The sequence below is a fragment of the Streptomyces sp. STR69 genome (genome assembly GCF_024519455.1).
GTDB lineage: Bacteria > Actinomycetota > Actinomycetes > Streptomycetales > Streptomycetaceae > Streptomyces.
Genome location: NZ_JALJRY010000046.1, coordinates 16,244 through 35,435 on the forward strand (window position 1 = coordinate 16,244; position 19,192 = coordinate 35,435).

The following is a 19,192-nucleotide window of genomic DNA, read 5'->3' on the forward strand; positions in this document are numbered from 1 at the left end:
CGGCCGGCCGCAGTTCAGCGCACCCGCCGCGCCCCCGCCGAAGGCACCGCCGGGAACACGCGAGGCGCGGTGTAACCCGCCGCCGCGAACGCCTCCTCGACCGCCTTCGTGACCGTGTCCGCGTCCGAGGCCTCGACCAGGACGATCGCCGAGCCGCCGAAGCCGCCGCCCGTCATCCGCGCGCCGAGCGCGCCCGCGCCGACCGCCGTGTCGACCACGAGGTCCAACTCGGGGCAGGAGATGCGCAGATCGTCGCGGAGGGAGGTGTGGCCCTCGGTGAGGACCGGGCCGATCGCCCGTACGTCCCCCGCGTCCAGCAGGTTGATGACCTGGTCGACCCGGTGGTCGTCGGAGACGACATGGCGGACGTAACGCTGGATCCGTTCATCGCTCAACCGCGCCAGGGACGACTCCAGGTCCTCGTACGCCACGTCCCGCAGGAAGGGGACGCCGAGTTGGCGGGCGCCCTCCTCGCAGCCCTCGCGGCGTTCGGCGTAGGCGCCGTCGCCGAGGGCGTGCTTCACACGGCTGTCGACGACAAGCAACGACAGGCCCTCCGACGCCAGGTCGAAGGGGATCTGACGGATCGACAGATCGCGGCAGTCGAGGTGGAGCGCGTGACCCTCCTCGGCGCAGGCCGAGGCCGTCTGGTCCATGATCCCGCAGGGAACGCCCACGAAGTCGTTCTCAGCGCGCTGCGAGAAGCGGGCCAACTCCGGCCCGGACAGGCCGAGTTCGAAGAGGTCGTTGAGGGCCAGGGCCGTGACGACCTCCAGCGCCGCCGACGACGACAGGCCCGCGCCCGTCGGAACCGTGGACGACAAGTGGATGTCCGCACCGGTGACTTGATGGCCCGCCTCGCGCAACACCCAGACCACGCCCGCCGGATACGCGGCCCAGCTGGTGTTGGTGCGCGGGGCCAGGTCCTCGACATGCAGTTCCACGACCGGACCCTCGATGTCCGCCGAGTGGAGGCGCAGGACGCCGTCCGTACGGCGGGACACCGCCGCCACCGCCGTGTGCGGCAGGGCGAGCGGCATCACGAAGCCCTCGTTGAAGTCGGTGTACTCGCCGATCAGGTTGACCCGGCCCGGCGCGGCCCAGACGCCCTCGGGAGCGGTGCCGTACAGCTCCTCGAAGCCCTCAAGTACACCCACGTGTTCTCTCCTAACCCTTCGATACGTTCTGCGCGAACGCCCACGCGTCCGCGACGATGCCCGCGAGATCCGCGCGGGCCGGGTTCCAGCCGAGGCGCTCCCTGGCACGGTCCGCCGAGGCGACCAGGGTCGCCGGGTCGCCGCCGCGGCGCGGGGCGACGATCTCGGGGATCGGGTGCCCGGTGACCTGGCGGACCGTCTCGACGACCTGGCGGACGGAGAAGCCTTCGCCGTTGCCCAGGTTGCAGATCAGGTGCTCGCCCGGGGTGGCCGCCTTCAGCGCCAGCAGGTGCGCGTCGGCCAGGTCCGCCACATGGATGTAGTCACGGACGCAGGTGCCGTCCGGCGTCGGGTAGTCGTCGCCGTAGACGGAGATCGCGTCGCGCTTGCCCTGGGCGACCTGCAACACCAACGGGATGAGGTGCGACTCGGGGGCGTGCCGCTCGCCGCAACTGCCGTACGCGCCCGCCACGTTGAAGTAGCGGAGCGAGACCGCGCCCAGCCCGTGGGCCTGCGCCTCGCTCGTGATCATGAAGTCGACCGACAGCTTCGAGGCGCCGTAGGGGTTGGTCGGGGAGGTGCGGGCGGTCTCGACGATCGGAACCTCCTCCGGCTCGCCGTACGTGGCCGCCGTGGAGGAGAAGACGAGCTTGCGGACTCCGGCCTCGCGCATCGCGGCGAGGAGGGCCATCGAGCCGCCGACGTTGTTCTCCCAGTACTTCTCGGGCTTGACGACGGACTCGCCGACCTGGGAGAACGCGGCGAAGTGGAGGACGGCGTCGTAGGACGAGTCCAGCCACTTGGCGGCGTCGCGGATGTCGCCCTCGATGAACGTGGCCCCCGCCGGCACTCCCTCGCGGAAACCCGTCGAGAGGTTGTCCAGGACCGTGACCTCGTGGCCCGCCTCCAGCAGATGCTGGGCGACCACGCTGCCGACGTAACCCGCCCCGCCCGTGACCAGGTACTTACCGCTCATCAACTCGCTACCTCTCGCAGTCGCTCGGCCGCGCGCTCCGGCGGCACGTCATTGATGAACACGCTCATGCCGGACTCGGAACCCGCGAGGAACTTCAGCTTGCCGGAAGTGCGGCGAATGGTGAAAAGCTCGAGGTGGAGCGCGAAGTCGTCCCTGCTCACACCCTCGAACTCCTCCAGTGTGCCGAACGGCGCCTGGTGCCAGGCGGAGATGTACGGCGTCGGAGGCTCGCCCTCACCGAAGATCCGGTCGAAGCGCCTCAAGAGTTCCAGATAGACCTTGGGGAACTCTGTGCGCGCCGCCTCGTCCAGACCGAGCAGATCGGGCACCCGGCGCTTGGGATACAGGTGGACCTCGTAGGGCCAGTGCGCGGAGTACGGCACGAAGGCCGCCCAGTGTTCACCCTCAAGGACGACCCGCTCACCGGCGAGTTCGCGCTCCAGGACCGAGTCGAAGAGGTTCTCCCCGCCGGTCGCCTCCTTGTGCGCGGCGAGCGAGCGCAGCATCAGGGCGGTGCGCGGGGTGGTGAAGGGGTAGGCGTAGATCTGGCCGTGGGGATGACCGAGGGTCACACCGATCTCTTCGCCGCGGTTCTCGAAACAGAAGACCTGCTCGACGGAGGGAAGATGCGACAGCTCCGACGTCCGGTCCGTCCACGCGTCGAGGACGAGGGCCGCCTGCTCCTCGGTCAGCGAGGCGAAGGACGCGTCGTGGTCGGAGGTGAAGCAGACCACCTCGCAGCGGCCGGAGTCCCCGGCCAGCGAGGGGAAACGGTTCTCGAACACGACGACGTCGTACGAGGAGTCCGGGATCTCGCTGAGCCGGTCGCCCGTCGTCGGGCAGAGCGGGCACTGGTCGACCGGCGGGTGATAGATGCGGCCCTGGCGGTGCGAGGCGATCGCCACCGAGTCGCCGAGCAGCACGTCCCGCCGTACCTCCGAAGTGGTGACCGTGCGCTCCAGCGGGCGGCGGTCCACCGCGTCGCGCACGGTGTCGTCCCGCAGGTCGTAGTAGATGAGCTCACGACCGTCGGCCAACCGGGTCGAGGTCTTCTTCACGCCGGGCTCTCCATCCGTACGTACATCCACGCCGCATCCGGGCTTCACACAGAACTAAACACATCAAACCATCGATCCCCCCAGCCGTCACCATCAAAATCAAACAAAGAACACCAAACGAAGAACACAAACAAGGTGAGCGCTTGATGCGGACTCTGCAGCCCCCACCTCCCTCGCCGCCGAGCTCCGGCTCCCCACCAACGGGCTCGACTACACGATCCTGGCGATCTACTTCGTCGTAGTCCTCGGCATCGGTCTGGCCGCCCGCAGATCGGTGAAGACGAGCCTCGACTTCTTCCTCTCCGGGCGCTCCCTGCCCGCGTGGATCACCCGTCTCGCCTTCATCTCGGCCGACCTGGCCGCCACCGAGATCCTGGGCATGGCCGCCAACAGCGCGCAGTACGGCGCGTACACCGTGCGCTGGTACTGGATCGGCGCCATCCCGGCCATGGTCTTCCTGGGCCTGGTGATGATGCCCTTCTACTACGGCTCGAAGGTGCGCTCGGTCCCGGAGTTCCTGCTGCTGCGCTTCGACAAGTGGGCACACCTGCTGAGTTCGATCCTGTTCGCCTTCGCCGCGATCCTGATCGCCGGTGTGAACCCTCGGCGGGCTGTCGTCCGCGATCTACAACGAGGTCCTCCAGTTCTTCGTGATCCTGGCCGCCCTCATCCCGATCTCCTACCTCGACCCGAAGAAGGTCGGCGGCTGGGACGGCCTGACCGACAAACTCGACGCGCCCCACGGCCACAACTTCACCACCGCGTGGGGCGGCACCGGCATCGGCAGCGTCAACCCGCTCGGCGCGAACTGGCTGACCATCGTGCTGGGTCTCGGCTTCGTCCTGTCCTTCGGCTACTGGACGACCAACTTCGCCGAGGTGCAGCGCGCGCTCTCCGCGAAGAACCTCTCCGCCGCCCAGCGCACCCCGCTCATCGCCGCGTACCCGAAGGTCTTCATCGTGTTCCTGGTGATGATCCCGGGCCTGGTGGCGGCGGCGCTGGTCCCGAAGATCGGCACCAGCGGCTCGGATCTGCAATACAACGACGCGATCCCGTACCTCATGGAACAGCTGCTGCCCAACGGCGTCCTCGGCATCGCGGTGACGGGCCTGCTGGCGGCGTTCATGGCCGGCATGGCGGCCAACGTCTCATCCTTCAACACGGTCTTCACGAACGACATCTGGGCGAAGTACGTGGTGACGGACCGCGAGGACTCGTACTACGTCCGCTTCGGCCGCCTGATCACGGTGATCGGCGTGGCGGCTTCCGTCGGCACAGCCTTCCTGGCCTCGTCCTTCTCCAACATCATGAGCTATCTGCAGACCCTCTTCTCCTTCTTCAACGTGCCGATGTTCGTCGTCTTCATCGTCGGCATGTTCTGGAGGAAGGCGACGTCGAAGTCCGGCTTCTGGGGCCTGCTCGCGGGCACGGTCACCGCGATGGTCAACTACTTCTGGATCTACAAGCAGGGGATCATCTCCATCCCCTCCGACCAGGGCGCCAACTTCGTCTCCGCGATCGCCGGGTTCGTCGCCGGCGCGGTGGTCATGTTCGCGGTCTCCCTCTTCACCCGGCCGAAGCCGGCGGCGGAACTCCAGGGCCTGGTCTACGGCACGACGTCCCCCGGCATGACCGAGGCACCCGCCGCGGGCGACGACGCGTGGTACCGCCGCCCGGCCCTGCTCGGCTGGGGCGCGGTGATCCTGGCCGCCCTCTGCTACATCCCGTTCTCGTTCTGGCCGCGGAGGATTGAGAGACCATGTCTGAAAACTCCGGACGCTCAGAGCACGACCTCCAGCGCGAAGTCAGCGAACTGGAGGGCAAGTCGACGACCGCGTCCCGACTGTTCGACCTGCGGCTGATCATCGGTGGGCTGTTCGTCGTCTACGGCGTGATCGTCACGATCGCGGGGATCAACCCGTCGGATTCGTCGCTGGACAAGTCCGAGGGCGTCAACATCAACCTGTGGACCGGGATCGCGATGTTGCTGCTCGGGATCTTCTTCCTGGGGTGGTTGAAGCTGCGGCCGACGCCTCCGGTGGAGGTGGCGGAAGAGGAAGAGGAAGAGGGGGCTTAGGGCGGCTACCGGGTGCGGGTGAGCTGTGGCCGGTCGCTCAGTTCCCCGCACTCCTGGGGAATTCCCCCACGAACAGTTCCGACGCGTCGGTGACGTGGTTCGCACGGTCCAGCCAGGCGTTGAGTTCGTCCAGGTCCGTGGAGGCGAGGATGCGGTCGCGGACGGACTCGGGGACGTCGATCTGACGCCAACCGAAAATACGAAGCAGCATCTCCGCCGTCGCCTGGACGCGCCCCTCCTCGCGCCCTTCTTCCCGCACCTGCTCCGCCAGCGGGTGCCGCCAGAAGTACTGGATCGCCGTCATCAGGTCCCTCCACATCTGCTGGGCCTGGCGGTCCGCCAGGCACGAGTCGACGAACTGCACGAAGACCGCGGCACTGTCCGGGTCGATGGTCCGCAGGGCGGTTGCCAGGGATTCCAGTATGACGGCGGCCTGCGGACCCTTGCCATGCGTCATCGCCGAAAGCACCGCAAGGGGTACGTCCCGCTCGGCCTCCCGCTCGTCCGCGATCACCGGCACGTTGTCCGGACCGAGGACGAACGGTCGTACCGTCAGCGAGGGGCATCCGCGCACCCCGAGATGAATGGGCTCAGCCGCCCACCGGGCCGTGGCGCTGCTCTGGGTGATGACGATGAGCACGGGCTCGCAGCGGTACTTCTCATGCAGGTAGCTGAGGTAGTACGGCCAACTGCCGCGTTTCCTCTTGTCGATGTCGCTCTGCGACTCGACGACCAGGAGATAGACGCCCTCCTCGGTCTCCGCCCGCAGCAACGTGTCCACACGTCTCTCGACCGGCTCGATCTCGGTGAGGTCCACGTTCATGGCGGCGAACTCACGCGGTTCCGGCAGCGGAACACCTAACACGTCCTGCAGAGCACGGGTGAGCAGCGCGGGATCCTTCTGGAAGATCCGGTGCAGCGCCTCGTGTGACGAGCCGACCATCAGCTCTCCTTTCGGTACGACATGATCAACGAGCTAGGCCACGGCGAGGTCACACCAGATGTACTTGCCGCGCCTGCCGTTCCTCGACAACGGCTGCCAGCCCCAGGCATCTGCGCACGCCTGGACGAGGGCGAGACCGCGCCCCTCCTCGGCGTCCAACAGACTCGCCAACTGCCCCGGCGCTTCAGGCGGTTCGGGGTCCGCGTCCCACGCCCCGACCCGCAGCACCCCCGCCGACCACCGCACCCCGAGCATCGCCGGACCCTTGGTGTGCAGTACGGCGTTGGCCACCAGCTCCGTCGCGAGGAGCTCGGCGGTGTCCGCGACGCCGATGAGTCCGTGCACGGTGAGGACCAGGCGGAGGGTGCGGCGGCAAACGGTGACGGCACGGCGGTCGGACGGGATGGAGAGGGAGTACTCCCAGGGTTCGGGCTCGGTTTCGGGCATGGGTGAACTCCGTTGGTGGTGTGGGGAGTTGATGCGGGTCACGGGCGGTGGCCTGCCACGCCGCCATGGCAGGACGGGGTGGTGCGCTTCCGGCATCCCGGGGTTCCGCACGGTGTGCGTCGCGTCACCGACGGTAGGACCTTAATTTAGGACTCTGCAAGTCGTTGCCGTAATCTGCCCCCGAACGAGTCGCCGCTTCCCGGGAGTTGGGGGTGGCAAGGAGGAAGCCATGCCACGCCGTAAGCAACCCACCGCACGCCAGGTACGACTGGGCGTGGAGCTGCGGAAACTACGCGAAGCCGCAGGGCTCAAGGCGCGTGAGGCAGCCACCTTGCTCGGAGCGGATTCCGTCCAGATGAGCCAGATCGAGTTCGGTATCGCGGGCGTGAGCGAGGCCCGTGTACGGCGGCTTGCCGCCCACTACGACTGCACGGACGACGAGTTGGTCCATGCACTGGTGGCGATGGCGACCGACCGGACCCGCGGCTGGTGGGAGGAGTACCGCGGCTTGCTGCCCATGTCGTTCCTGGATCTCGCCGAGTTGGAGTACCACTCCAGCTACCGACTCGATGTGGAGTTCCTGCACATCCCCGGGCTTTTCCAGACGGAGGACTACGCGCGCGCCGTCTTCTCCTACCGAGTCCCCGAACTCCCGGCCGACGACCTCGAACTGCGCGTACGCCATCGCATGGATCGCAAGAAGATCATCGAGAGTCCCACTCCAGCCCCGTACGAAGCGGTGATCCACGAGGCAGCGCTCCGCATCAAGGTCGGCGGTCGAACCTGCTCACGAGCTCAGCTCAGCCGCGTTCTCGAATTCTCCGAGGCAGAACACATCACCGTGCGCGTCATCCCCTTCGCCCTCGACGACTTCGCCGGCGCCACCAACGCCATGATGTACGCGGGAGGTGCCGTACCCAAGCTCGACACCGCGGTACGCGACGCACCCCACGGCGCGGCCTTCATCGACTCCGAAGCCCAACTCGGCGCCTTTCGAACGCTCTTCCGTAAAGTGGAGGCGGTGTCACTCGACCCCGATCAATCGCGTGACGTCATCCATAGGCTGGCGAAGGAACTGTGAGGCGCGCCGTGACCATCCCCAACAACTGGCAGAAGTCATCCTTCTCCGGCAGTGGCGACGGCAACAACTGCATCGAGCTCGCCACCACCCCCACCACCCTCCACCTCCGCGAGAGCGACACCCCCGCCGCCGCCCTCACCACCACCCCCACGGCCCTCGCCGCCCTCCTCCACGGCATACGGTCCGGAGCGCTGACCGCCGGCCGCGTCGGTCGTCACGGCTGACCCGTGTCCACGCCCAGGGACTCCAGGAACGGCAAGTACGCCGCCTCGACCCGGCGGGCGGCGCGGCGGACGTATGTGCGGGCGTCGTTTCGCGGGGTGCCGTCGTAAATGTCCGAGAGGAAAGCCTTGGGTCTGATATCGAAGAGAGCGTCCAGCCAGGGGTAGCGCCTGCGGGCGCCGGGCGGGCCGATGACGGTCCAGGCCCAGTGCAGCGCCAGCAGTGCCGTGGCGGGGTCCTGTGTCGGTCTGCCCTTGCGGACGGCCCGTAGGACGGCCGCGTGTTCCTTCCGGCTCATGGCCTCCCACGAGGTGCGGGATTCCTCCCGCACCCACCGCTGGTCCATTACGCGTCCGGCCCCGCCGAACTGGCCAGTGGGCCCGCCCGGTCCAGCAGCCCCGTCCGCGCCGCCAGCGCTGCCGCCTCCAGTCGCGAACCCACGCCCAGCTTCATCAGGACTCGCTGTACGTGCGTGCGTGCCGTCGACGGGGCTATGCCCATGCCTGCGGCGATCAGGCGGGTGTCCTCGCCGTCGGCCACCCGGACCAGGACCTCTACCTCCCTCGGCGTGAGCATCTGCAACAGCCGCTGGCCCTCGTCGTCGGGCTGGGCCGCCGGGTTGAGCAGTTCGCTGAAGGCCCCCTGTAGCAACTGCGGTGCTACGGCTGCCTCGCCTGCCCTGGCCTTCATGATGGCGCGCTCCACGCCCTCTATGCGCTCGTCGTGGCGGACGTAGCCCGAGGCGCCTGCCGCGAAGGCCGCCGCGATGCCGCGAGGGCTCGGGACCGGGCCGAGGACCAGGACCGCTACCTGCGGGCGTTCCCGCTTGATCTTCACCACCGGGTCGAAGATGCCCGGTTCGGCCGGTGTCGCCGTGCCCAGCAGGCACACCTCGGGTGCGCGGGTGATCACCAGTTCCGCCGCGCCCGCCGCGGGCGCCGCCGCGGCCAGCACCCGGTGTCCCCGCAGTTTCAGTGCCGAGGCCAGCGCCTCGGCGAGCAATCGGTGGTCGTCGACCACCATCAGCCGCACTCCCATCGAGCAACCCCCCAGTCCCCCCAATGGATGCCCACTATGGATGCCCACCGGTCCCCAAGAACAGAGGGCCCCCAGTACCCCCGTTCTTCATGCCCCCGGAAGCTACACGCTTGTTCGACGTTGCGCTGCCCCTACTGGTGAGAAGTGCCCCGGATCGACGGACTTTTTCGCATTCCGGGGCATTCACGGGTGATGAGGGTGGTGAGCGAGAGGGTGAATGAGGAGGGTGGTTCAGCCTGTTGTGCCGAAGGCGATCGCCAGGTCCTTGTCGTCGGTGGAGGACGACGAGGGCTTGTCCGCGTAGACCGCCGACATGTACAGCCGGCCCTCCGCGTAGAGGATCTCCGCGTAGTCCGGGAGGAAGCTGGTCTCCGTGTCCCGTACCGTCTCGGTGCTCGGGTTCTCCAGCAGCGTCGTCTCCTTGAAGGAGTTGCCGTCGATGCTGACGATCTGGCCGCCCTTGTCGTATGGCGGGGACTTGTAGGCGAGCAGGTTGCTGCCGTCCATGCGCAGCGGCGTGATGGTGTAGCCGTCGCCGGCGTCGGCGCGCTGGCCGGTCTGCTTGCCCGTGGTGAGGTCGAAGGCGACGATCTCGTTGGTCTTGCTGTAGGAGTCGCCGGAGCCGTCGTGTTCCTCGGTCGGCACGTACAACCGGCCGTTCCCTACGGCGAGTTCGGTGCAGTACTCGACTCGGGTGATGCCGTCGCAGCGGGCCGCGTACTGCTTGCCCGGTGCCGAGATGTGGGCGCGCAGGGCACCCGTCTTGTTGTCGATGGAGAAGAAGTCGGAGATGCCACTGCCGTCGCCCGCGCTGTCGCCGACGTCGGCCGCGACGACCAGCGGGTCGGTCGACACGATGCTCGCGTACTCGATGCCCTGGGCCATCTTGTAGTCCGAGAGCACCTTCCCGGAGACCGGGTCGATGGTCTGGATGTGGAGGACGGGCGAGTCGTACGTGCCGCACTTGCGCACCGCGACCAGTTTGGCGCCGCCGCCGTACCCGGCGTCGTAGCAGTCGGCGACCTTCGGGCTCCACAGGGCCTTGCCGGTGGCGATGTCGAAGGCGGCGCCGCCGTCGGTGCTGCCGACGGCGACCGTGCCGGCGCTGACGGTGACGTTCTCGAAACTGATCGGCTGGTCACCGGAGTTGGCGGTCTTCGTCCACAGCTTGGTGCCCGCGTTCAGGTCGATCGCGGCGATCTGGCTGCAGCCGTTCGAGGGCTTGGCCTTGGTCGGCATGGCGGGCTCGTAGATGATCGCCGTCCTGCCGTCGGTGGTGGTGTTCTTCGTGGCCTGGCAGACCGGGCCGGGGAGTTTGATCGTCCACAGCTTGGCACCGGAGTCACGGTCGTAGCCGTCGATCTCGGCGGCCCCGCTCTTGGCGTACACCTTGTCGGTGAGCCAGGAGCCGGTGGTCACCATGGTGTCGCTGACCTTGGGCATCGGGACCTGGAAGAGGACCTTGGAGGCGGTGTCGGCGGGCACCTTCTCCTTGCCGCCGGTCGTGGTGCCACCGGTGCCGCCCTTGCTGTCGGAGGGAGTTGAGTCGGCGGTGGTCTTCTTGTCGTCGGCCTTGTCGTCCTTGCCGGACGAGGACGAGTACCAGATCCCGCCGCCGACGATCAGCGCGATCGCCACGACCGCCGCGGTGATGATCACCGCGGACGCCCCGAACTTCCGTCCGCCGCCGCCCGGTTGGCCAGGCTGCGGATGCAACGGCATGGTCGGCTGACCGGGTTGGCCCTGCCCCGGGTAGCCGTAACCGGGCTGCTGGCCATAGGGGTTGGGCTGCTGCCCGTACGGCTGCTGCGGGGGCTGGGCATACGGGTTGGGCTGCTGGCCGGGGTAGCCGTAGCCCGGCTGCTGGGGCGGGGGCGGGGGCGGCGCCTGCGGGTAGCCGTAGCCCGGTGGGGGCGGGGGCTGCTGCGGGGGCTGGTCCTGGGGCGGGCCGAAGCCGCCCGGCTGCGGGGGCTGGTTCGGCGGGGGCGGGGGCGGCTGGGTCATGACGAGTACCTCGGGGACGGATCGACGGAAGCGAACAGGACGACGGAAGGCGTCACTTGCCGTAGGCGAGCATCAACTTCTCCTTCGTGTCGTCATTGCCGTTCAGCCGGGTCGACGAGATGTAGAAGCGCCCGTCGACGTAGTCGATGTCCCGGGAGAAGAAGCTCGACTCGATCCGCGCGGTGCCCGCCGGCATCTGCAGCAGTTTCGTCGTGGTGTGCGAGGAGCCGGTCGTCGGGACGGACACGACCTGGCCACCCGCGTCGTAGGCCGCCTCGACATAGGCGATGAGCTTTCCGCCCTCGACCTTGACCGGCAGCATCGACTCGTCCTCGGGGGACTTGACGCGCCACTTCTCCTTGCCGGTGGCCAGGTCGATCGCGACGATCTGGTTGGCGCCGGTCGTCGCGTCGGTCGGGAGGTAGAGGGTGTCCGCGTCGACCGCGACGCCCTGGCAGCCCTGGAGGTTCTGGTCGAGGATCGACAGACCGCAGGAGGGGGCGAAGGCGGCCTTGGAGTCGACCTGCGAGCGGACGGAACCGTCGCTCTTCAGCGTCGAGATGTTCCAGTGCTTGTTGTCCGAGTCGGTCATGTAGAGGACGACCGGGTCCACGGAGTACACATGGGAGACCGTCCAGCCCTTGGGGATCGCCTTCGTCCACTTGGCACTGCCGGTCGCCGGGTCGAGCTCCTGCACCTCGTCGTGCGCGGTGTCGGAGCCCGCCCCGCAGGACGAGACCACGAGCAGCTTGCCGCCGCCCGCGAACGCGGACGGGAAGCAGGCCGCGCCGTACTTCTTCTTCTCGTACAGCTGCTTGCCGGTGCCGAGGTCGTAGGCCACACCCGACTGCGAGCGGCCCACCATCAGCGTCTTGCCGGTGATGGTCAGTCCGATGGTGAGCGCGCTGTCGAACAGGTCGCCGTCCGCGACGGTCGCGGTCCAGCCCTTCGCCCCGGTGTTCAGGTCGACCTGCTGGAGGTGGTTGCACTTGGCGCTGTCGCTGACACCGCTCTCGTACGCCACCACGATCTTGTCGTCGGCCGACTTCTGCGGGGTGACCGCGCAGATCTTCTGCGGGAAGGTGATCGTGGGCCACGTCGGGTCGCCGTTGCCGACGTCGTAGGCGACGAGTTCCTTGTACGCGGCCTTCACCGCCGTCTTGCCGGTGATCCACATGCCGGGGGCGTCGGCGCCGGAACCGGGCGCGTCCGGCGCCTCCTTGTACCAGAGCACCTTCGCCTCGCCGGACTTGCGGCCCTCGTTGAGGTTCTCGGGGTCCTTGCCGCCGTCGCCGCTGCCGTCACCGGGGTTGGCGGGGTCGTCGCCGGTGCCGGAGGCCGTAGGACTGTCGCTCTTCTCCGCGACCGGCTTCTTGTCGTCACCGCCGCCGGTGACCGCCCACACCGTGCCGCCGACGACCAGCAGCCCGGCGACCGCCGCCGCGATCAGAAGGGCGGGCCTGCCCTTGAAGGGGCCACGGCCGGAGGGGGGTTGAGGCGGGGGGAACTGCGGGGGCGGGGGCGGCGGGTAGCCGTAGCCGCCGTAGGGACCGGGCTGCTGGGGCTGCTGACCGTACGGACCGGGCTGCTGCGGATGACCGTAGGGACCGGAGCCGTACGGGCCCGGCTGTTGCTGCTGCGGATAGCCGTAGCCGGGCGTCGGCGGAACGGGAGCGCCGAAGCCGCCGGACGGTGGCTGTGGCGGTTGGTTCGGCGGCACTCCGTAACCGCCGGACGGCGGCTGTTCGGGCGGCTGAGTCATCAGCGGCTCCCCCTCGTTCACTGATTTTTAGCCACGCCCCGAGGATTCGCGAGGACCCGGAGGCGCATTCAAGCAGGTCTCAGACGGCCCTTTCTATCACCCGGCTGTCCACGGACAACGGGCCGGTTCACCCCTGTACCCAAGGGAGAACCGGCCCGTGACAGCCCCGTTATGCGCCTTCACTCACCTTTCACGCGTCCTCGGCGAGTTCCAGCCACCTCATCTCCAGCTCCTCGCGCTCGCCGCCCAAGTCCCGCAGCTGCGCGTCCAGTTCGGCCACCTTCGCGAAGTCCGTGGCGTTGTCGGCAATCTGCGTGTGCAGCTTGGCCTCCTTCTCGGAGACCTTGTCCAACTGCCGCTCGATCTTCTGGAGTTCCTTCTTCGCGGCCCGCTGGTCGGCGGCGCTCACGGCGGGCGCGGCCTTCTCCACGACGGGGACGGCCGCGGCGGCCACTTCCTCCATACGGTGGCGCCGCTCCAGGTACTCGTCGATGCCGCGCGGCAGCATCCGCAGGGTCGCGTCGCCGAGGAGGGCGTACACCTTGTCGGTGGTGCGCTCGACGAAGAACCGGTCGTGGGAGATCACGATCATCGACCCGGGCCAGCCGTCGAGGACGTCCTCCAGCTGGGTCAGGGTCTCGATGTCGAGGTCGTTGGTGGGCTCGTCGAGGAAGAGGACGTTGGGTTCGTCCATGAGGAGTCGGAGGAGCTGCAGCCTGCGCCGCTCACCACCCGACAGATCCCCGACCGGCGTCCACTGCTTCTCCTTGTTGAAGCCGAACGTCTCGCACAGCTGCCCGGCGGTCATCTCCCGCCCCTTGCCGAGATCGACCCGCTCCCGCACCTGCTGCACGGCCTCCAACACCCGCAGCGTGGGCTTGAGTTCGGCGACCTCCTGCGAGAGATAGGCCAGCTTGACCGTCTTTCCTACGACGACCTTGCCGGCCACCGGCTGGGTCTCGCCGTCGCTGCGGGCGGCGTCGGCGAGGGCCCGGAGCAGGGAGGTCTTCCCGGCGCCGTTGACGCCGACCAGGCCGATGCGGTCGCCGGGGCCGAGGTGCCAGGTGATGTGCTTCAGGAGCACCTTCGGGCCGGCCTGGACGGTCACGTCCTCCAGGTCGAAGACGGTCCGGCCGAGGCGCGACGACGCGAACTTCATCAGCTCGCTGGTGTCGCGCGGCGGCGGCACGTCCGCGATCAGTTCGTTGGCTGCCTCGACGCGGAAGCGCGGCTTGGACGTACGGGCCGGGGCGCCCCGGCGCAGCCAGGCCAGCTCCTTGCGGACCAGGTTCTGCCGCTTGGTCTCCTCGGTGGCGGCGATGCGCTCGCGCTCGGCGCGGGCGAAGACGTAGTCGGTGTAGCCACCCTCGTACTCGTAGACGTCGCCCTTCTGCACGTCCCACATCTGCGTGCAGACCTGGTCCAGGAACCAGCGGTCGTGGGTCACGCAGACGAGCGCGGAGCGGCGCTCGCGCAGGTGCTGGGCGAGCCAGGCGATGCCCTCGACGTCGAGGTGGTTCGTGGGCTCGTCCAGGACGACCAGGTCCTGGTCCTCGATGAGCAGCTTGGCGAGCGCGATACGGCGCCGCTCGCCGCCGGAGAGCGGGCCGATCACGGTGTCCAGGCCCTGCGGGAAGCCCGGCAGGTCGAGCCCGCCGAACAGTCCCGTCAGTACGTCACGGATCTTGGCGTTGCCCGCCCACTCGTGGTCGGCCATGTCCCGGATGACCTCGTGGCGGACGGTCGCCTCGGGGTCCAGGGAGTCGTGCTGGGTGAGGACGCCGAGGCGGAGTCCGCCGGAGTGGGTGACACGGCCGGTGTCGGACTCCTCCAGCTTGGCGAGCATCCGGATCAGGGTGGTCTTGCCGTCTCCGTTGCGGCCCACGACCCCGATCCGGTCCCCTTCGGAGACACCGAGCGAGACACCGTCGAGCAGGGCACGGGTGCCGTACACCTTGCTGACGTTCTCGACATTGACCAGGTTGACGGCCATTTCTCTCCTGACAGGGGGGACGGTCAGCCTCCCAGAGTAATGCGCGGCGGGAGGGTGACGATCCGTGCAGGTCAGTAGGCCGCTGACGTTCTTACTTCGCTCAGCAGGTCGTACATCGTCTGCCCCGGGCAGTCCGTCTGGAGCCAGTCCCGGTGGCCGCTGATCGTCTCGTTGTCCTTCTTCACGCCGTTGACCGGGTTGGTGTAGGTGATCTTGGCCTGGGGGTCGAGGCCCTTGAAGCGGGTGATGACCTTGATCAGGCGGATCAGCGAAGCCTTCGCCGCGTCGGTCGGGGGCTGGGTCACCAAGGTGCCGATGAGGGCGATGCCGAGGTTGCCGGAGTTGAAGCCCGCCGTGTGGAAGGCGGTGACCAGGTTGCCGTCGGGGTTGAAGGCCGGGACGAGATCGTCGCCGGAGTAGCGGCCCTCGTAGATCACGCCCGCCTCGTCGATGAGGAAGTGGTAGCCGATGTCGCCCCAGTCGAGGGTGACCGCGTGGTACTCGTAGATGCCGCGGACGGTCGCGGCCGGGTCCGGGTCGGCGTTCGGGGTGTCCGTGTGGTGGACCGTGATCGACTGCAACGGGTAGTACGCCTCGGGCGAGTTGACCTTGCCGTCCTTGTACCGCTTCGACTCGTCGGCGCCCCAGGCCGGGCGCGAGAGGTAGCGGACGCCGCGGACGCGGGTCGGCTCGGACGGTACGTGGAAGGTGCGGTCGGGGCCTCGGGTGCAGTCGATCGCGACCGTGCGTACGTCCGTTGCGCCTGCCGGTGCCTTGACCTCGTAGGCGGTGCCCTCGTCGGCCGCGATGAGGGCCGTGCCGCCGCCGTCGACCGTCGCGCAGCCGGTGCCGGTGGTCTGCCAGGGGCCGTCCGCGAGGCGGATGCCGGCGCCGTCCTGCTCGCCGGTCCAGCGCAGGCCGACGTAGGACGCGGCGAAGGCCGTGGTGGCGGGGGTGGTGCCGGTGGCGGTCGCGGTGCGGGTGGCCGGGAAGGTCTCCGGCTTCGTGCCCGACGGGGTCGTGTCGGGGGTGGAGTCCGAGCCGGATTCGGTGGCCGCGAACACCACCGGGGTGAGGGCGGCCCCGGCGGCCACGGCTCCGGCAGCCCCTATCGCGCCGCGACGCGAGAGGGACCGCTTCCTGCGGTGGGACGGGGTGGGGAATGACGGTGTGGGGGACGACGGTGTGGGGGTGTCGGACACGGAACTGACCCTTCCAGCGGTGCACTTGAAGTATCAAACGAACCTATCCGCCCCATCCGCCCCACCTGTACTGCAATTGCGGTACATCTGTGTGGAGATGGTGCGGAGGGTGACTCAGGCACCCGCCCCGCGCAGTCGCTGCTGCGGGACCAGGGCCGACGCCGGTGCCAACCCCCGCCCGCCGGACGCCTGTTGCTGCTCGCCCACCGGCATGTCGTCGCGCATCAGGTTCTCGGGGATGAGTACGGCGGCCGTGATGCCGCCGCTCCGCGAGTCCCGTATCTCCACGCGCAGGCCCTGGCGTTCGCGCAGCCGGTTGACCACGAAGAGGCCGATCTGCTTGGCGTCGAGGAGGTCGACCTTCTCGGACTGGATCTTGCGGTTGGCGTCGGCCATCGCGTCCTCCTTCATACCGAAGCCGCTGTCCTCGATCTCGATGAGGACGCCCTCCCGCAGCCGGGCCGCGCGCAGCTGCACCTGGGTGCTGGGCGGGGAGAACGCCGTTGCGTTCTCGACGAGTTCGGCGAGCAGATGGATCACGTCGGCGACGGAACCGCCGGTCAGCGACACCTTCGGTACGGCCCAGATCTGCACCCGGGACGAGTTCTCGATCTCGGCGACGGCCGCGCGCAGGACGTCGGTCAGCGGGATCGGGTCCCGCCAGCCACGGCCGGGTGCGATGCCGGACAGGATCAGCAGACTCTCGGAGTGGCGGCGCATGCGGGTGGCGAGGTAGTCGACGCGGTACAGCTCGTGGAGTTCGGCGGGGTCGCGCTGGCGGCGCACCATCGCGTCGAGCAGGTCGAGTTGGCGGTGCAGCAGGACCTGGCTGCGGCGGGCGAGGCTGACGTAGACCCCGGAGATGCCGGAGAGGAGTTCGGCGCGTTCGGAGGCGGCCCTGAGGGCGGCGCGCTGGACTGCGGTCAACGCGGTGCCGACCTGGGCGAGTTCGTCACCGGCGAGGCGGCGCATGGGGGCCTCGGCGTCGATGTCGACGCCCTGTCCGGCGTGCAGTCGGCGCATGGCCCGCGGGAGACTGCGGCCGGCCACTTCGAGGGCGGAGTTGCGCAGGTCGAGGAGTTCGACGATGAGACCGCGGCCGACGAGCACGGAGACAAGCAGCGACAGCAGCACGCCGACCAGGCCGAGGACGACGGCGATCCCGGAGGCGCCGAGCGTGTCCCAGCCGAAGGGGTCGGCGGCGGCCGTGGCTCCCGTACCGGCCTTCGTCTCGGCCGCGTCGAGCCCGGTGAGCACCCCGCTCGCGGCGGAGTCCCAGCCGCTCAGCAGCCCCGTGGACACGGCGGAGGTGCCGGGGCCCGCGCTGCGCACCCGGTTCTCCACGGCCTGGAACTGGGCGTAGCCGGTGCCGTCCAGGACCTTGCGGTACGCCGTCCGGTGCGCGGCCTTGAGGTCGGCGACCGCTGGTTCGAGCAGCTCGCGCTGCGTGGCGACGGCGCCGACGAACAGCGCGTACTGCTCCTTGGTCAGCTCGCCCCCGGTGCGGGCGGCGCCGAGCAGTGCCTGTTCCTGGGCAACCGCCTCGCGGGCCCGGGAGAGTTCGAGCACCACGCGCGCCTCGGAGGCGTCGGCGGCGGTCTTGTCGCCGGTGAGCGCACCGGTGACGGAGAAGCCGTGCTCGACGATCGCCGAGTAACTGCCGTAGGTGGCGGTCGACTTGGCGCCCTTGGCGGTGGCGCTCGCGCGCAGCGCCACGAGGCCGGTGGCGTCGGCCTCCAGCTTGTCGATCCGGCCCGGCAGCGAGGAGTCGATGAGGGCCGCGTCGGAGCTGGAGTCGTTGACGCCGCCGCGGAGCGCGGCGGCGGCCGTGTCGGTGGCCTTGGTGGCGGCCTTGAAGGCGCCGGGGGCGTCCGCGTGGCGCAGGGCGGCGGTCCGCTCGCCCTGCACAGCGGTGATGAACTCCGCCACCGGGGTGAGGAGTTCGGAATTGACGTCCTTGGCGGTCTCGGTGTCGGCGATGCTCGACGCGGTCGTCACCGCGGCGAAGCCCCACAGGGCCATCAGGGACACGACGGGCAGCATCAGCAGGGCGACGATCTTCGCGCGGACGGATCTGGGGCGCAGTCGGGCCGGTGCGCGGAGGACACGCATGGGGGGACCTCGTTCGGGAGGGGAAGTGCGGGTGGTTCGAACGGCGGTGGCCGCCTGGGGAGTTGGCAGTCCGGTGCCGTGGGGAGAGCCGAAGTGGGCTCAGACCGTGGCGAGTTCGGCGGCGACGTCCCGGGGAGTTCGGGTCGGTGCCGTGGAGAAGCCGGTTGGGATCATGGCGTGTTCGATATGCCGATCGACAGTCGGTGCCAACACCCGGGAGGGGTGGGGGCCGTTGCCGTAAGGACAGTTGACGTCAGGGCAGACCGCAGTGACGGGCGTCCGATGCCCGTTGTCATGGGCGCCGGGCCGGCCGAAGTCGGCTCAGACCGTGGCGAGTTCGACCTCGCGCAGCAACTCGGCCGCGAACGCCGACTCGTGGCGTTTGCCGGTCGGGGAGAGGGCGACGTAGGCGGAGGCCAGGAAGAGGAAGGAGCCGAGGACGACGGCGAGCGGGAAGATGAACTCCGTGGCGGTGGCGCCGGAGAGGGTCGCACCACTGGGCGCGAGGGTGACGCTCACGGCGTACATCCCGGTGTAGTGCATGGTGCTGACCGCGAGTCCCATGACGAGGGCGGCGATCGTGGCGAGGACCGGGCCGCGCACGATCAGGGTGAGGGTGAGGGCGGCGGTCGCGGCGACGACGGCGATCACGACAGAGGCGATGACCAGCCGGGGGTCGTAGTCGATCTCGCCGTGCAGGTCGAGCGCGGCCATGCCGGTGTAGTGCATGGCGGCGACGCCCAGGCCGGTGCCGAGTCCGCCGAAGGCGACCGAGGTGACGCGGGAGCGGCCGTATCCGGCGGTGAAGACGCCGGCGGCGACCACGCCGATCGACATCAACAGGCTCAGAACGGTGAGCGGGACGTCGTAGCGGATGGGGGTGCCTTCGACGCTGAAGCCGAGCATGGCCACGAAGTGCATGGTCCAGATGCCGGAGCCGATGGCGACGGAGGCGAGGGTCAGCCAGTTCCGTTTGGAGGCGCCGTCCGTCTCAAGTGCCCTTACGGTGCAGCGCAGTCCGAGCGCGGCGCCGACGCAGGCCATCGCGTAGGACAGGACCGGGGTGACCCAGCCGGCGCTGAAATGGTCCATGTGGCCCATGGGGAGGTTCCTCTCGGGC

Annotated in this window: 16 protein-coding genes and 1 pseudogene; 4 read left to right on the forward strand and 13 right to left on the reverse strand. The window is 69.0% G+C overall.

Annotated features, from left to right (window positions below; translation table 11 throughout):
• Positions 1 to 14: 14 nt before the first annotated feature.
• The 3 genes from galK to galT are packed head-to-tail and all read right to left on the reverse strand — an operon-like array spanning position 15 to position 3,191.
• Positions 15 to 1,157: a galactokinase gene (gene galK, locus OC490_RS46255; RefSeq protein WP_262064076.1), complete on the reverse strand. Its 1,143-nt coding sequence runs from the start codon at positions 1,155 to 1,157 to the stop codon at positions 15 to 17.
• Positions 1,158 to 1,167: 10 nt separating this feature from the next.
• Positions 1,168 to 2,133 (reverse strand): UDP-glucose 4-epimerase GalE, encoded by a 966-nt coding sequence (gene galE / locus OC490_RS46260; RefSeq protein ID WP_262064077.1) that lies wholly within the window; start codon positions 2,131 to 2,133, stop codon positions 1,168 to 1,170.
• The gene (galT, locus tag OC490_RS46265; RefSeq protein WP_262064078.1) at positions 2,133 to 3,191 is read right to left on the reverse strand and encodes a galactose-1-phosphate uridylyltransferase; all 1,059 of its coding nucleotides are present in this window, start codon (positions 3,189 to 3,191) and stop codon (positions 2,133 to 2,135) included. The genes galE and galT overlap by 1 nt, the downstream gene beginning before the upstream one ends.
• A gap of 163 nt (positions 3,192 to 3,354) precedes the next feature.
• Between galT and OC490_RS46270 the strand changes: the two are divergent.
• Positions 3,355 to 4,927, forward strand: a pseudogene (locus tag OC490_RS46270) (sodium:solute symporter family protein); the annotation flags it as partial.
• A gap of 23 nt (positions 4,928 to 4,950) precedes the next feature.
• The gene (locus OC490_RS46275; protein ID WP_262064079.1) at positions 4,951 to 5,268 is read left to right on the forward strand and encodes a hypothetical protein; all 318 of its coding nucleotides are present in this window, start codon (positions 4,951 to 4,953) and stop codon (positions 5,266 to 5,268) included.
• Between the two features lie 37 nt (positions 5,269 to 5,305).
• Here OC490_RS46275 and OC490_RS46280 read toward each other — a convergent pair whose 3' ends face one another.
• Positions 5,306 to 6,211, reverse strand: a complete 906-nt coding sequence (locus OC490_RS46280) for a hypothetical protein (RefSeq protein ID WP_262064080.1) — start codon at positions 6,209 to 6,211, stop codon at positions 5,306 to 5,308.
• 33 nt (positions 6,212 to 6,244) lie between these two features.
• Complete coding sequence (locus OC490_RS46285) at positions 6,245 to 6,658, reverse strand: ATP-binding protein (protein ID WP_262064081.1); 414 nt, start codon at positions 6,656 to 6,658, stop codon at positions 6,245 to 6,247.
• A gap of 229 nt (positions 6,659 to 6,887) precedes the next feature.
• Between OC490_RS46285 and OC490_RS46290 the strand changes: the two genes are divergently transcribed.
• Both OC490_RS46290 and OC490_RS46295 read left to right on the forward strand, forming a co-directional pair.
• Positions 6,888 to 7,739 (forward strand): helix-turn-helix domain-containing protein, encoded by an 852-nt coding sequence (locus tag OC490_RS46290; protein ID WP_262064082.1) that lies wholly within the window; start codon positions 6,888 to 6,890, stop codon positions 7,737 to 7,739.
• An 8-nt stretch (positions 7,740 to 7,747) separates the two neighbouring features.
• Positions 7,748 to 7,963, forward strand: coding sequence for a DUF397 domain-containing protein (locus tag OC490_RS46295; protein WP_262064083.1), 216 nt, complete (start codon positions 7,748 to 7,750; stop codon positions 7,961 to 7,963).
• On the opposite strand, the gene OC490_RS46300 is transcribed toward OC490_RS46295, so the two are convergent.
• The 8 genes from OC490_RS46300 to OC490_RS46335 form a co-directional block, all read right to left on the reverse strand.
• The gene (locus tag OC490_RS46300) at positions 7,954 to 8,259 is read right to left on the reverse strand and encodes a hypothetical protein (RefSeq protein ID WP_262064084.1); all 306 of its coding nucleotides are present in this window, start codon (positions 8,257 to 8,259) and stop codon (positions 7,954 to 7,956) included. The two genes, OC490_RS46295 and OC490_RS46300, sit on opposite strands and share 10 nt — an antisense overlap.
• Positions 8,260 to 8,306: 47 nt before the next feature.
• Positions 8,307 to 8,999, reverse strand: coding sequence for a helix-turn-helix transcriptional regulator (locus OC490_RS46305; protein WP_262064085.1), 693 nt, complete (start codon positions 8,997 to 8,999; stop codon positions 8,307 to 8,309).
• A 231-nt stretch (positions 9,000 to 9,230) separates the two neighbouring features.
• The gene (locus OC490_RS46310) at positions 9,231 to 11,003 is read right to left on the reverse strand and encodes a PQQ-like beta-propeller repeat protein (protein WP_262064086.1); all 1,773 of its coding nucleotides are present in this window, start codon (positions 11,001 to 11,003) and stop codon (positions 9,231 to 9,233) included.
• Between the two features lie 52 nt (positions 11,004 to 11,055).
• The gene (locus OC490_RS46315; RefSeq protein ID WP_262064087.1) at positions 11,056 to 12,765 is read right to left on the reverse strand and encodes a PQQ-like beta-propeller repeat protein; all 1,710 of its coding nucleotides are present in this window, start codon (positions 12,763 to 12,765) and stop codon (positions 11,056 to 11,058) included.
• 190 nt (positions 12,766 to 12,955) lie between these two features.
• On the reverse strand, positions 12,956 to 14,758 hold the full coding sequence (locus OC490_RS46320) for an ABC-F family ATP-binding cassette domain-containing protein (RefSeq protein WP_262064088.1): 1,803 nt from the start codon (positions 14,756 to 14,758) through the stop codon (positions 12,956 to 12,958).
• Between the two features lie 71 nt (positions 14,759 to 14,829).
• Positions 14,830 to 15,852 (reverse strand): peptidoglycan recognition family protein, encoded by a 1,023-nt coding sequence (locus OC490_RS46325; RefSeq protein ID WP_262064117.1) that lies wholly within the window; start codon positions 15,850 to 15,852, stop codon positions 14,830 to 14,832.
• A 222-nt stretch (positions 15,853 to 16,074) separates the two neighbouring features.
• Positions 16,075 to 18,072, reverse strand: a complete 1,998-nt coding sequence (locus OC490_RS46330; RefSeq protein ID WP_262064089.1) for a nitrate- and nitrite sensing domain-containing protein — start codon at positions 18,070 to 18,072, stop codon at positions 16,075 to 16,077.
• A 321-nt stretch (positions 18,073 to 18,393) separates the two neighbouring features.
• On the reverse strand, positions 18,394 to 19,173 hold the full coding sequence (locus OC490_RS46335; protein ID WP_262064090.1) for an MHYT domain-containing protein: 780 nt from the start codon (positions 19,171 to 19,173) through the stop codon (positions 18,394 to 18,396).
• Positions 19,174 to 19,192 lie beyond the last annotated feature (19 nt).

Bases quoted from the DNA above. Each gene is read 5' to 3' on its own strand.
- OC490_RS46330 (WP_262064089.1), bottom strand. From the start codon at position 18,072: ATGCGTGTCCTCCGCGCACCGGCCCGACTGCGCCCCAGATCCGTCCGC.
- OC490_RS46305 (WP_262064085.1), bottom strand. From the start codon at position 8,999: ATGGGAGTGCGGCTGATGGTGGTCGACGACCACCGATTGCTCGCCGAG.
- OC490_RS46280 (WP_262064080.1), bottom strand. From the start codon at position 6,211: ATGGTCGGCTCGTCACACGAGGCGCTGCACCGGATCTTCCAGAAGGAT.
- OC490_RS46275 (WP_262064079.1), top strand. From the start codon at position 4,951: ATGTCTGAAAACTCCGGACGCTCAGAGCACGACCTCCAGCGCGAAGTC.
- OC490_RS46285 (WP_262064081.1), bottom strand. From the start codon at position 6,658: ATGCCCGAAACCGAGCCCGAACCCTGGGAGTACTCCCTCTCCATCCCG.
- OC490_RS46310 (WP_262064086.1), bottom strand. From the start codon at position 11,003: ATGACCCAGCCGCCCCCGCCCCCGCCGAACCAGCCCCCGCAGCCGGGC.
- galE (WP_262064077.1), bottom strand. From the start codon at position 2,133: ATGAGCGGTAAGTACCTGGTCACGGGCGGGGCGGGTTACGTCGGCAGC.
- OC490_RS46320 (WP_262064088.1), bottom strand. From the start codon at position 14,758: ATGGCCGTCAACCTGGTCAATGTCGAGAACGTCAGCAAGGTGTACGGC.
- OC490_RS46290 (WP_262064082.1), top strand. From the start codon at position 6,888: ATGCCACGCCGTAAGCAACCCACCGCACGCCAGGTACGACTGGGCGTG.
- OC490_RS46315 (WP_262064087.1), bottom strand. From the start codon at position 12,765: ATGACTCAGCCGCCCGAACAGCCGCCGTCCGGCGGTTACGGAGTGCCG.
- OC490_RS46335 (WP_262064090.1), bottom strand. From the start codon at position 19,173: ATGGGCCACATGGACCATTTCAGCGCCGGCTGGGTCACCCCGGTCCTG.
- OC490_RS46300 (WP_262064084.1), bottom strand. From the start codon at position 8,259: ATGAGCCGGAAGGAACACGCGGCCGTCCTACGGGCCGTCCGCAAGGGC.